The 12,520-nt window shown below is 65.7% G+C and carries 12 protein-coding genes and 1 riboswitch; of the genes, 4 read left to right on the forward strand and 8 right to left on the reverse strand.

The genetic code is table 11. The annotated features are described in order from the left end of the window. Window positions 1-33: 33 nt before the first annotated feature. Genes AC07X4_RS01260 through AC07X4_RS01270 form a run of 3 tightly spaced genes read left to right on the forward strand, consistent with a single transcriptional unit; the run spans window position 34 to window position 2,513 of the window. Entirely contained in the window at window positions 34-1,032 is a 999-nt protein-coding gene (locus AC07X4_RS01260) for a branched-chain amino acid ABC transporter permease (RefSeq protein ID WP_494738989.1), read from the forward strand. Next, entirely contained in the window at window positions 1,025-1,798 is a 774-nt protein-coding gene (locus AC07X4_RS01265) for an ABC transporter ATP-binding protein (RefSeq protein WP_494738990.1), read from the forward strand. The genes AC07X4_RS01260 and AC07X4_RS01265 overlap by 8 nt, the downstream gene beginning before the upstream one ends. Before the next feature lies 1 nt (window position 1,799). Beyond that, window positions 1,800-2,513, forward strand: a complete 714-nt coding sequence (locus AC07X4_RS01270) for an ABC transporter ATP-binding protein (RefSeq protein WP_494738991.1) — start codon at window positions 1,800-1,802, stop codon at window positions 2,511-2,513. 65 nt (window positions 2,514-2,578) lie between these two features. On the opposite strand, the gene AC07X4_RS01275 is transcribed toward AC07X4_RS01270, so the two are convergent. After that, window positions 2,579-4,822: a S53 family peptidase gene (locus AC07X4_RS01275; RefSeq protein WP_494738992.1), complete on the reverse strand. Its 2,244-nt coding sequence runs from the start codon at window positions 4,820-4,822 to the stop codon at window positions 2,579-2,581. 248 nt (window positions 4,823-5,070) lie between these two features. Beyond that, window positions 5,071-5,160: riboswitch (cyclic di-GMP riboswitch) on the reverse strand. Between the two features lie 179 nt (window positions 5,161-5,339). On the opposite strand from AC07X4_RS01275, the gene asd reads away from it, so the two are divergent. Continuing rightward, window positions 5,340-6,191, forward strand: a complete 852-nt coding sequence (asd, locus tag AC07X4_RS01280) for an archaetidylserine decarboxylase (RefSeq protein WP_494738993.1) — start codon at window positions 5,340-5,342, stop codon at window positions 6,189-6,191. 53 nt (window positions 6,192-6,244) lie between these two features. On the opposite strand, the gene AC07X4_RS01285 is transcribed toward asd, so the two are convergent. The 7 genes from AC07X4_RS01285 to AC07X4_RS01315 all read right to left on the reverse strand — a co-directional run bounded on the left by AC07X4_RS01285 (window position 6,245) and on the right by AC07X4_RS01315 (window position 12,513). Next, entirely contained in the window at window positions 6,245-6,454 is a 210-nt protein-coding gene (locus AC07X4_RS01285; protein ID WP_056063577.1) for a hypothetical protein, read from the reverse strand. A 118-nt stretch (window positions 6,455-6,572) separates the two neighbouring features. Further along, on the reverse strand, window positions 6,573-7,388 hold the full coding sequence (gene hutG, locus AC07X4_RS01290) for an N-formylglutamate deformylase (protein WP_056063581.1): 816 nt from the start codon (window positions 7,386-7,388) through the stop codon (window positions 6,573-6,575). Between the two features lie 34 nt (window positions 7,389-7,422). Further along, window positions 7,423-8,805 (reverse strand): formimidoylglutamate deiminase, encoded by a 1,383-nt coding sequence (locus AC07X4_RS01295; protein ID WP_494738994.1) that lies wholly within the window; start codon window positions 8,803-8,805, stop codon window positions 7,423-7,425. Beyond that, the gene (gene hutI, locus AC07X4_RS01300; protein WP_494738995.1) at window positions 8,802-10,088 is read right to left on the reverse strand and encodes an imidazolonepropionase; all 1,287 of its coding nucleotides are present in this window, start codon (window positions 10,086-10,088) and stop codon (window positions 8,802-8,804) included. The genes AC07X4_RS01295 and hutI overlap by 4 nt, the downstream gene beginning before the upstream one ends. Before the next feature lie 72 nt (window positions 10,089-10,160). Next, on the reverse strand, window positions 10,161-10,790 hold the full coding sequence (locus AC07X4_RS01305; RefSeq protein ID WP_494738996.1) for a HutD/Ves family protein: 630 nt from the start codon (window positions 10,788-10,790) through the stop codon (window positions 10,161-10,163). Continuing rightward, window positions 10,787-11,680 (reverse strand): phytanoyl-CoA dioxygenase family protein, encoded by an 894-nt coding sequence (locus tag AC07X4_RS01310; RefSeq protein WP_494738997.1) that lies wholly within the window; start codon window positions 11,678-11,680, stop codon window positions 10,787-10,789. The genes AC07X4_RS01305 and AC07X4_RS01310 overlap by 4 nt, the downstream gene beginning before the upstream one ends. A gap of 56 nt (window positions 11,681-11,736) precedes the next feature. Beyond that, entirely contained in the window at window positions 11,737-12,513 is a 777-nt protein-coding gene (locus AC07X4_RS01315; protein ID WP_494738998.1) for an amino acid ABC transporter ATP-binding protein, read from the reverse strand. Window positions 12,514-12,520: the final 7 nt, after the last annotated feature.

Consider the following 12,520-nt stretch of genomic DNA (forward strand, 5'->3'; position numbering starts at 1 on the left):
CTTCGCTGCCTTGGGGCGGCCCGGCGGCCGCTCATGAGCACCCCGCGCGCCAATATCGAAGTGCTGCCGCGCAGCGTGCAGTTCGCCCTGGCACTGGGGCTGGCTGCGTTGCTGCTGTTCCCTGTGGTGGGCAGCGACTTTTACGTACAGATGGTCACCCGCATGATGATCATGGCCATCTTTGCCATGAGCCTGGATCTGCTGCAGGGCGTGACCGGACTGGTATCACTGGGCCACGCGGCGTACTTTGGCGTGGCGGGCTACGCTCTCGCGTTTCTCACGCCGGCGGACATGCCGGTCAGCCTGTGGTGGTCGCTGCCGCTGGCCGTGGCTGTGTCCGGCCTGGTGGCACTGGTGATCGGGTTCTTTGTGGTGCGCACCCACGGCATCTACTTCATCATGGTCACCATGGCTTTTGCGCAGATGGTCTTCTACCTGTTCTTCGACAACAAGGTGCTGGGTGGATCGGACGGGCTGTACATCAACTTCCGGCCCGATGCGTCGCTCTTCGGCTGGCTGCCGTTCGATCTGGAGGGACGCAAGACCTTCTACTACTTCACGCTGGCGCTGGTAGTGCTGGTGTACGTGCTGCTGCGTCGCCTGCTGTGGAGCCCGCTGGGCCGCGCGCTGGCGGGCATCCGAATCAACGAGCACCGCATGCGCGCCACGGGCTTTGGCACACGGGGCTACAAACTCACCGCCTTCACCATCGCGGGGGCGCTGGCGGGCCTGGCGGGTTACCTGTGGGGCGCGCAGACCGGCTATGTGAATCCTGAGCTCATGGGCTTTCACATGAGCGCGCACGCCATCATGATGGTCATTCTGGGCGGCATGGGCAACTTTGCAGGCGCCATCGTGGGTGCGTTTGCCTTCGAGTACCTGCTGCACGTCTTCAAGGACATCAGCAAACACTGGCAGCTTCTGATGGGAGGCTTCATCGTGCTGGTGGTGGTGGCCGCGCCGCGCGGGCTGCTGGGCATGTTTGCGCAGCGGAGCGCAGCCAAGGCTTTGGAGGGATCGCACCATGGCTGAAGTCCTGTTGTCTGCACAGAAGGTCACCAAACGCTTTGGCGGCCTGGCCGCCGTCAATGGTGTTTCGGTGGACCTGTGGCGGGGCAAGATCCACGCGGTGATCGGCCCCAACGGCGCGGGCAAGTCCACGCTGACCAACCTGCTCTCGGGCGACCTGCCCCCCACCTCAGGCCAGGTGCTGCTGGGCGGCACCAATGTGACCGGCTGGGCGCCCGAGCGCATTTCGCGCCAGGGCCTGGGCCGCAGCTACCAGAAGACCAACATCTTCCTGCCTCTCACCGTGCACGAAAACGTGCGCCTGGCGGCTCAATCGCGCGATGCGCAGCAGCCCTGGAACCCGTTGCGCTGGTGCCAGGACACCCGCTCGGACACTATCAAAAACAGAGCAACCAGCGCACGTCTTGAAAGCGCTATCGAGCTGTCAGGCCTCAAAGACCGGCGCACAGCCATCGCGGGAGCCATGAGCCACGGCGAGCAGCGCCAGCTGGAAATTGCGATGACCCTGGCCACCGAGCCACAGGTGCTGCTGCTCGACGAGCCCCTGGCCGGCATGGGCGTGGCCGAGGCCGAACGCATGGTGGAGCTGCTGCAACGACTCAAGCCTGCCCACGCCATGATGCTGGTCGAGCACGACATGGATGCCGTGTTTGCGCTGGCCGACCGCCTGACGGTGATGGTCAACGGCGAGGTGATTGCGCATGGCACACCGCCCGAGGTGCGCGCCGATGCCACTGTGCAGGCCGCCTACCTGGGGGAGGACCACTGAGATGACCACTCCATGGATCGATGCCAAGGGCATCCACACCTTCTACGGCAGCAGCCACATCCTGCACGGCATTGATTTCACCGTGGGCCGGGGCGAGACCATCGGCCTCATGGGCCGCAACGGCATGGGCAAGAGCACCCTGCTCAAGTCGCTGATGGGCCTGGTCAAGCCTCGCTCGGGCAGCGTGGCCGTGGCCGGCCGCGACATGACCGGCAAGCCGCCCTACGAAGTGGCCCGGCTGGGCATTGCCTACGTGCCCGAGGGCCGGGGCATCTTCGGCAACCTGAGCGTGGTCGAGAACCTGCAGATGGCCGCCCGCGCCGGCACACGTGGGCAGCGCGACTGGACCTACGAGCGCGTGCTGGAGACCTTTCCGCGCCTGAAGGAGCGCCTGGGCCACGGCGGCCAGCAGCTCAGCGGTGGCGAACAGCAGATGCTCACCATCGGCCGCGCGCTGATGACCAACCCCGACGTGCTCATCCTCGATGAAGCCACCGAGGGCCTGGCGCCGCTGATCGCACGCGAGATCTGGCGCATCTGCAGCCTGATCAAGGACAGCGGCATCAGCAGCGTGATCGTGGACAAGAACTGGAAGCACGTCACGCAGATCACCGACCGCAACATCATCCTGGTCAAGGGCCAGGTGGTGTTTGACGGCAGCTCGGACTCACTGCATGCGCAGCCCCTGCTGCTGGAGCAGTACCTCGGGGTTTGAACGCACCGGCTACAGCCAGCCCGGGATAAAGCGGGAGCTCGGTGGCCGCGTAGCGGCTCGACCTCCTAGCGCGGGTTGATCGTCACCGGCACATTCAGCTGTGCGGACAAACCTGCCGAGTCTTTGGCTGTGACCACCAGTTGATAGCTGCCAGCCACCGGCTTGGGCCAGTTGGCCGTGATGGTGCTTCCAGACACTACAAAGCCCATGCCCAATGGCACACCGGTGATGGAGACGGAGAGCGAGGTGGCGCCCGGCGAGGTGATGTTGATGCTGCCGGACAGCGGTTGACCGGCTAAGCCCACCATGGCTGAGGCCGTGATCACCGGCCCTGCCGTGGCGATCTTGACCGTGAAGACGCCCTTGCCCGACAAGCCCGTCTTGGTGTCCTTCGCCGTCAAGGTCACGCTGTACGTACCAGCCACCGGTTTGGGCCAGCTCACCACGCCATCTGCAGCCACAACCATTGCCGATGGGGCCCCTGCAAGGGAATACGCCACCGGATTGAGAGCGCTGACATTCGCCTTGAAAGACAGGGCGACACCAGGGCGGCCTGCAATGCTCGCGCTTTCGATCGTCGGGGCCACCGGAGCGATCACGTTGATGTTGTAAACCCCCTGCCCAGTGAGCCCCGTCTTGGTGTCCTTTGCCACAACGGTGACGGCGTAGGCCCCTGCCACAGGAGCCGGCCACGACACCACACCGGCAGCACTGATCGACATGCCAGTGGGCGCACCGGCAAGGCTCAGAGTCACGGGGTTGGGAGCGTTGACGGACACAGTGAAGGTCAGTGCCGCACCTACGATGCCGCTGATACTGGCCGATGTGACCACCGGCGCTGGCGCAGGTGCTGCAGCGCCAGCCAGCAAGCCCACCAGCGCGCCGGCATTGGGAGTACCCAGGCCTGTCAACTGGTCATACCCAGGCCCGGCCGAGCAAGTACCGCAGACGCCGTGGCTGCCCAGGCGAATGTCGGAAAAACTGCTCGCATAGTTCGATGCCACTGCGCCAATCTGCCCATAGAGCAACGCGTGCCCACCGCCCATCACTGGTCGCGCAGCTTGCTGCCTGCCTGCGTTGGCGACTGCTACAAGTCCGGCCCACATGGGTGCTGCCAGGCTGGTACCGCCTGCACTGATCCATTGCACAGCACTGCTTCCTGGCTGCATCACCGCCACGTACTGCCCGGTGGCAGGGTCGGCATTCATGGCCACATCAGCCACCGTGCGACGCACCAGCGAGCCAGTACCCGGCACAGACGACTTCTGGTACGCCGGCACGGCGATGAAGCCGCTGGTACCACCACCCGTGCCCGACCAGCTCACCTCACTGCGCGCCCCGCTGCCGGAATAGGTCAGGGTTGTGCCGCCCACCGCGATGACATTGGAAGAAACTGAAGGCCAGTTCACCCCTGCGCCAGAATCGCCGGTCGCCGCCAGATAGGTCATGCCCGCGGCAGTAAAAGCAGAGTCCACAGAGGCTGTCCATGCACCTTCCTGCGCCCCGAAGCTCATGGACACCACTCCCGGCCCCATGGTGTTGGCCAGCCGTACGGCGCCCAGCAAGCTGTTCACCGATGCGTCGGGCGCCTCCACAAGAACGATACGTGCCAGCGGCGCAATCGCATGCACCCACTGAACGTCCAACGCGATTTCCGTCGCCCACCCGGCGTCGTATGCGGGCGCCACGCCAGAAATGCCGCCGGATGCTGTGCTGTAAGCCACCCACAATTCGCAACCCGCTGCAGGGGAGGCGGCGGCCAGGGGCAGCCCAGTGGTTACAGGCAACACCTTGGCAGCACAGGTGGGCAACCCGAACTTCTGATTAAAAGCTGCCAGTTCGGCTGCCACGTTGAGGTTGTGCTTCGCTCCAATGACATACACCGTCTGCCCTGCCCCCAGTTGAGCGGCTTGGGCTCCGGACGGCTTGGAGCCTACAGCGGGCAACGCGCCGAAGCCGTAGGCCGCGCGTACCTGAGCGACCGAATAGGTGGTGACCACACCGGTACCTGCGAGAGGCGCTGCCAGCGCATCCTTGGGCGCCGTCCAGGTCATATTCGCCGACTTCTGCTTCACCTCCTCCAGGTTGGAGGGTGTGAGACGGCGGGTGGACAATGCCTTGAACATCTCCGGCACCGGCTGCGACTTGGGCGTACTCCGCGCGGACTGGTTGGCATCCTCCACGTCCATGTCGTCAGGAGCCTCCAGCACCACAGGCGCGATGTGGAACGTGGGCTGCGCCCCCAAGCTCTCCACCTCTGGCGGCAACATCTCGGCAGACACTTGCAGCGTGGTGGTGGTGGAGGCCACGTCGCTAAGTCCTTCCGTGTCGGCAGATCCGCCGCACCCCAAGACAACCAACGGAACGACAGAGAGCAACGCCCAGCGAGCATGCTGGGGCTTGCGAGTGAAAAGGTGACGGCGGGTCTGCGTTGGCATTCTGTTCTCCATGACATGCGGGAATCACACCGCACACACCGAAGAAAGCTGGGATGCAAACACCTGTGAGGATTGCCGACGCGCCCTGAAGCACCCCCCAAGCAAACACCCTGGAGAACCGTGGCAACCCCGCTGCCATGCCCATTCAAAAGGGGTTAGACCGGTGGCTTTGCGACCCCGACTTTCGTGCGGGTGTGCCTTGATGGAGCAAATGTAATTGTTTGAAACGGAAAAATCAATAAATTTGATAATAATTTCAAATTTATCACCTGACTACCAGAAGTGCCAGACTCCATCCACCGCATGCACACGCACCCTTGATAACCCGGGTCGCCAGCAGCACCCCCGTCGTTAGAATCATTCGCTCTATCGACTCAGGAAGAACGTTTTGTCCGATCGCCTCGCCGTACTGCCCCAATACGCTCTTCCCAAACGCGCACTGACCACCCTGGCGGGCAAGTTCGCCTCGGCCCGGCTGGGCGGCCTAACCACCTCGGTGATCCGCTGGTTCGTGGGTCGCTACAACGTCAACATGGCCGAGGCGGCCAACCCCGACATTGCCAGCTACACGTCGTTCAATGACTTCTTCACGCGGGCGCTCAAGTCCGGCGCCCGCCCGCTGGCCTCAGCCGACCTGATCTGCCCTGTGGACGGTGCGATCAGCCAGTTTGGCCCCATCTCCAAGGACCAGGTTTTCCAGGCCAAGGGGCACACCTACTCCACCACCGCCCTGGTGGGTGGCGATGCGGCCGCCGCAGCCCGTTTTGACAACGGCCACTTCGCCACGCTGTACCTGAGCCCGCGCGACTACCACCGCATCCACATGCCTTGCGCGGGCGAGCTCACGCGCATGGTGCATGTGCCGGGCGACCTGTTCTCGGTGAATCCCACCACGGCACGCGGCGTGCCCGGCCTGTTCGCGCGCAATGAGCGCGTGGTGTGCTTTTTTGAATCGGCCCAGGGTCCGTTCGTGCTGGTACTCGTGGGCGCCACCATCGTGGGCAGCATGGCCACCGTGTGGCATGGGCAGGTGAACCCGCCGCGCACCGGCACGCTGCGGCAGTGGGACTACGCCAAGGGCCAGGTGAGCCTGCAGCAAGGTGAGGAAATGGGCCGCTTCTTGCTCGGCTCCACCGTGGTGATGCTGTTCCCACAGGGGCCGCTGCAGTTCAACCCGCAGTGGTCGCCCACGCGCCCCATCCAGCTGGGCGAGGCGATGGCGCAGTGCACTGGCGGCTGACCTTCAGCCCATCAGCCCATCAGCCCAGTAGCCCTTCGGCCGGAGCGCCGCGCTCACAAACGGTCTGGCGCGCGCGTGAGCCGGAAGGCGGTGGGTGCCAGGTGCAGCGCTTCAGGGTGAACGGGGGATTCGTGCCCCACCAGATACACCATGAGAGAGTTGCGGCGCACCACCACATGGCTCACGGTTTCGCGCTGGTGGTTCCATTGCACAAACGCGCCGGGCTTGAACAGGGGCATGTAGTAGTAAGCGGTGGGGTCCATGGGGCGCGGCTCCTCCCGCTACAACGGGCCCTTGCGTGAATGCGGGCCCTGACGGCGGTCCATGGTGGACCGACCAGTTCATACTAGCACCGATCCCTCCCGCCGCGGGGTGCCCATTTCAAACTGATTGCGTTGCCGCAAAGGCCAGCGTGGCCTGCAGCATGCGGCGCAGGTGCGGCTGCACGCCTGCCGCCACATCGGGCAGATAGTCAAACGGCAAGGCTTCTTGCATGTAGCTGCACTGCGTCATCTCCAGCTGCACCGCGTGGATGTTCTGCGCGGGCTGCCCATAGTGGCGCGTGATGTGGCCGCCCTTGAAGCGACCGTTGAGCACTGCGGTGTAGCCCTGGGCCTCTTTGGCGATGGACAGCAGCTCCTGCGCCAGCGCCGGATCGCAGCTTTCGCCGTTGGCCGTCCCCAGGTTCAGGTCGGGCAGCTTGCCTTCAAAGAAGCGCGGCAGCACCGAGCGGATGGAGTGTGCGTCCCACAGCACCGCCACACCATGCTGCGCGCGGATGCGGTCCAGCTCGGCACGTAGTTGCGCGTGGTACGGCGCCCAGACGGCATCGCGGCGCGCGGCCACCTCGGCATCATCGGGCACATCGCCCCGGGCATAGATGGGCGTGTCGTCAAACGTATCGACCGGGCACAGGCCGGTGACGCTTTGGCCAGGGTAGAGGCTGGTCCCATCGGGCGGGCGGTTCAGATCGACCACATAGCGCGAGTGCGTGGCCACGAGGATGGACGCGCCCAGGTCCTTGGCGAACGCATAGAGGCGCTCCATGTGCCAGTCGGTGTCGGGCACCTGGCGGGCCTCATCGGTGAAGCGCGCAGCCAGCGCTGGCGGCACGTAGGTGCCCGCATGGGGCATCGACACCAGCAGCGGCGCGGTGCCGGGGTAAAGGACAAAAGGAGGTGGAGAGGTATCTGTCATCACAAGCTCAGGGGTAGGAATTCAATCGGACGCGTCAATCGGGTGCAATGGTGGCCGAGCGCGCGGCCACGAACGCATGGGCCGCGGCGTCATGCAGCGTGTGCCGGCCGCTGGCGATGCGCCGCTGCCCCGCCACCCACACGCTGTCGATGGCCGAGGTGCGGTGGCTGCCAAACACGTGGGCCGACAGCATGCTGTGCGCAGGCAAATCGCGCAGCGCCAGGTGCTGCGAATCCAGCGCCACGAGGTCGGCCTGCTGGCCCACGGCGAGGCCACCAATGGCGCGGCCCGCGGCCTGCGCCCCGCCCTGCACGGCCTGCAAGGTCATGGCCGTGGCCACCTCGGGTTGCGCAGCGGTGGCCAGCACATTGCGCTGGCGCAGCGACAGGCGCTGGCCGTATTCGAGCATCAGCAATTCCTCTGCCGCATTCACGCAGGCATGGCTGTCCGAGCCCACGCCCCAGCGCCCGCCGTGCTGAAGCCAAAGCGGCATGTCGAAGATGCCATCGCCCAGGTTGGCCTCGGTGGTGGGACAGATGCCCGCCACGGCGCCCGTGCGCGCTGCGTCCTGGTACTCCTGCGGTGTCATGTGCGTGGCGTGCACCAGACACCAGCGCTCGTCCACGGGTGCGTTCTCCAGCAGCCACTGCACCGGGCGCTGGCCGCTCCAGGCCACACAATCCTGAACCTCTTGCGTCTGCTCGGCAATGTGGATGTGAATGGGCGCCTGCGCGTTGAGCGCCGTGAGGCCCTGCACCGCAACCTCCAGACTGCCGGGCGGCACCGCGCGCAGCGAGTGCGGCGCCAGCCCCAAAACGGCCGCTTGCGCTCTTGCAGCGGGTGCAAGGCGCTCCAGCAATGAGAGCATGTTGTCCGTGCTGCGAATGAAGCGGGCCTGGTCCGCACGCGGTGGCTTGGCACCAAAACCACTCGTCTGGTACAGCACCGGCAGCAGCGTGATGCCGATGCCCGCATTCTGCGCCGCACGCAGCAGGGCCAGCGACAGCGTGGCATCGTCGGCATACGGTGTGCCGTCCTGGTCGTGGTGCACGTAGTGGAACTCGCACACGCTGGTGTAGCCCGCCTCCAGCATCTCCACGTACAGCCAGGTCGCAATAGCCTCCAGCGACTCGGGCGTGATGCGTGCCGCAAAGCGGTACATCAGGTTGCGCCAGCTCCAGAAGCTGTCCTGGCTTTCGCCCCGGTATTCGGTCAGGCCCACAAACGCGCGCTGGAAGGCATGCGAGTGCAGGTTGGGCATGCCGGGCAGCACGGGGCCCGGGGCCATGGCGGCACCGTTTGACCGCGCGTTGGGCGTGACGGCAGTGATGCGCCCTGCCCCATCCCATGTGATCAGCACGTTGCGCGCCCAGCCCGTGGGCAGCAGTGCATCGGCGGCGAACAGTTGTTGCGTCATGGCATGACTCCGTGAATGCGCCCTTGCCGCACGATGGTGCAGACAGGCTTTTGGCCCAGCCAGTAGGCCAGTTCGGCCGCCTCGCCCACCGGCCACAGCACAAAGTGAGCGGGCCTGCCGGATGCGATGAGGCCGTGGGTGTCTTGCAGGTCGAGCGCGCGCGCGGCGTGGGTGGTGATGCCCGCCAGCGCCTCGGGCACTGTCAGACGGAACAGCGTGCAGGCCATGTTGGCCATCAGCAGCAGGCTCAGCGCGGGCGAGGTACCCGGGTTGTGGTCGGTGGAGACGGCCATGGGCACACCCGCTGCGCGCAATGCCGCGATGGGCGGCAGGTGCGTGTCGCGCAGTGTGTAGTAGGCGCCAGGCAGCAGCACGGCCACGGTGCCTGCGGCTTTCATCGCAGCGATGCCGTCGGCCGACAGGTGCTCGATGTGGTCACACGACAATGCACCATAGCGCGCAGCGAGTGCCGAGCCGCCCATGTCGGACAGTTGCTCCGCATGCAGCTTGACGGGGATGCCGAGCTTGCGCGCGGCCTGGAAGACCTGCTCGGTCTCGGCCAGCGTAAAGGCGATGCGTTCGCAGAACACATCCACGGCATCCACCAGGCCTTCAGCGGCCAGTGCGGGCAGCATCTCGTTGCAGACAAGGTCGGTGTAGTCTTGGCTGCGCCCAGCGTATTCGGGCGGCAGTGCATGCGCGCCGAGGAAGGTGGTGCGCACCGTGACGCCAAAGGCATCGCCCAGGCGGCGGGCCACGCGCAGCTGCTTGCGTTCGTGCTCCAGCGCCAGTCCGTAGCCGGACTTGATCTCGATGGCACACACGCCCTCGTCCAGCAGCGCCTGCAGGCGCGACGCGGCCAGGGCAAAAAGCTCGTCTTCGCTGGCCTCGCGCGTGGCGCTCACCGACGACACGATGCCCCCGCCCGCCTTGGCCACCTCTTCATACGTGGCACCCGCCAGCCGCATCGCGAACTCGTTGGCGCGCTGCCCACCGTACACCAGGTGGGTGTGGCAATCGACCAGACCGGGGGTGGTGACGGCGCCCCTGCCGTCAATGCGAGGCAAGGCCACAAAGGCTGCTGGCGCCTGGGCCTGCGGGCCCACCCACTGCACGGTGCCGCCCTGCACCACCACACACGCCAGCGCGCCCTCAGGCACCGGCACATCCGTCGCCCACAACGCGGCCACGGGCCGCAGGTTGGTCCACACGCCATCGGCACTGGGTGCGGAAGATGCTGGCGGGACAACGCCCTGCTTGTTGCTACCTGCTGCTGTGTTCATGGATTGATTTGCTATTGTTTATATAGCTAATGGAGCATATTCCACCAGCGCTTTCAGCCCATTTGATTCAAATTATGGTGCAGGGCCCCTGCGCAAGGCCACCCAGGCCAGCACGGGTGCATCGTCGGCAGACCCACCGCTTTCGGCGCGGCACACAGGGGTGATCGACGGCGCTGCTTCGCCCCCTTCGTTCACCCACCACAGGCCCTGCCCCGCTGCCAGCATCCGCACTTGGTGGGTATCGCAGTCCTCGCATCGCCAGGTGCCCTGCAGCACCATGCACAGACCCGCTGCAGCCCCCTCAGCGGGCGGCTGCACATCGCGCAGCACCTTCAGGTTCCCGGTCCACTCACCCCGGCGCAGCATCAGGTTGAAGTCGGTGGAAACTCCGCCCAGCATGCGGCAGTCCACCGGCTCTTCGCCGGAGAACGCAAACGGCTCCCAGCGGTTCGTCAGCGCATGCTGCCAATGCCCTTCTGTGCCTTGCAGATGTACGCCATCGCCATCCAGCAACATGATTTGCCGATCCACCCCCACAAAGGCCGAGAAAGGCCCGGGGCGTGCAATGGTGGCAACGCTCACGCGCCATGCAAAGCTGTCCATGCCCGCGCCGGGCGGCCAGCACGCCAGCTCGCGTGTGCTGCCGCCGCCGTTCTTCCACGGCACTGGGGGCGTGGAGGCCAAGTCCAGAAACTGCTTCACGCCCGTTCACCCTGCGGCACACCGTTCCCGTCCACCAGCAGCGGGAACAGCGGGTGGTCCATGGCTGCCCCAGCGGGCAGCTGGTCCGCCAGCCCCGGGAACTCGGGCGAGGTCTTCCACGGCCTGGGCGCGTGGCGCGTGTCGTCGCCCAAGAAGCGCACCGAGAACACGCGGCGCCGATTGGGCCCCTCCACCCCGCCGGACGCATGCAGCGTGAGCATGTGAAAACACACCACGTCGCCCGGCTCGATCTCCCAGCCCACGATGGGAAAGGCATCGCGATTGGCCTCGACGTTGGGCAGGTCCCGCAGGCTGCCTTCAGGGAACCACTTGGCCTGGTTGTCCATGAAGGTGCGCGGCATGAGCCAGGGGCCCTTGTGCGATCCCGCCACAAACTCCAGCGTGGCCGCACGCGAGACCGGGTCCACTGGTATCCACATGCTCACGTTCTGCCTGCCTTCGATGTTGTAGTAAGGCTGGTCCTGGTGCCAGGGCGTCTTCTGGCGCGTGCCAGGCTCCTTCACCAGCACATGGTCGTGGTACAGCCGCACGGTGCGTGACTGCATCAGGCGCTGCGCGGCCAGGGCCAGCGGCGTGTCGCGCACAAAGCGGCCAAACTGCGGGATGTCCTGCCAGTTGCAGAAGTCCTCGAAGAAGCGGCCCGGGTCATCCGGCCTGCTGGCCACCTTGGCGCGCGGGCTGGGCGCGGCCAGGTTGGCATCGATGCCGTCGCGCAGCAGCGCTACCTCTTCGGGCGTGAGCAGCTGCTTGATGCAGATGGCGCCGTCGCGGTCAAACCGCGCGATGTCGTCGGCGGTCAGGCGCTCCTGCAAGCGCTGTTGAAAGTGCTGTTGTTGGCTCAGGTCACTGGCAGGTGAAACCGGGTGCATACGAGCTGTCTCCTTGTAGGCTATTGACCGTTGTCGTCCATCGCGCACACCCAGCCTCAGGCGCGCGTGAGCACCGCCTGCAGAAAGGAGCGCGTGCGCTCCTGCGTGGGGTTGGTGAAGATGGTCGCAGGCTGGCCGGACTCAATGATCCCGCCGCCGTCCATCACCACCACCACGTCGCCCACCTCGCGTGCAAAGTCCATTTCGTGCGTCACGACCATCATGGTCATGCCTTCGCTGGCCAGCAGCTTCATGACTTGCAGCACCTCGCCCACCAGCTCCGGGTCCAGCGCCGACGTGGGCTCGTCGAACAGCATCACGCGCGGCTCCATGGCCAGTGCGCGGGCAATGGCCACACGCTGCTTTTGCCCGCCCGACAGGCTGGCAGGCATGGCCAAAGCCTTGTGCGCCAGGCCCACCTTGGTCAGCAGGGCCTGTGCGCGCTCCTCGGCCTCCTTGCGCGAGAGGCCGCGCAGCTTGCGCGGACCCAGCGTGACGTTGTCGAGCACCGACAGGTGCGGAAACAGGTTGAACGACTGGAACACCATGCCCACCTCTTCGCGCAGGGCGTTCAGGTCATGGTCGGGCAGCATGCGGCCGTCCTGCACCAGTGTGCGGCCACAGATCTCGACCGTGCCGCCTTCGGGCTGCTCCAGCCCGTTGCAGCAGCGCAAAAAGGTGCTCTTGCCCGAGCCGCTGGGCCCGATGACCACCACCACCTGCGACGGCAGCACGTCAAAGTCGATGCCGTTCAGCACCACATGGTTGCCAAACGACTTGCGCAGTCCGCGAATTCGCACGATCGGCTCGGCGGATGGGCTTGCTCCGGTCATCACAGAA

Source organism: Acidovorax sp. GW460-11-11-14-LB4 (assembly GCF_059423685.1).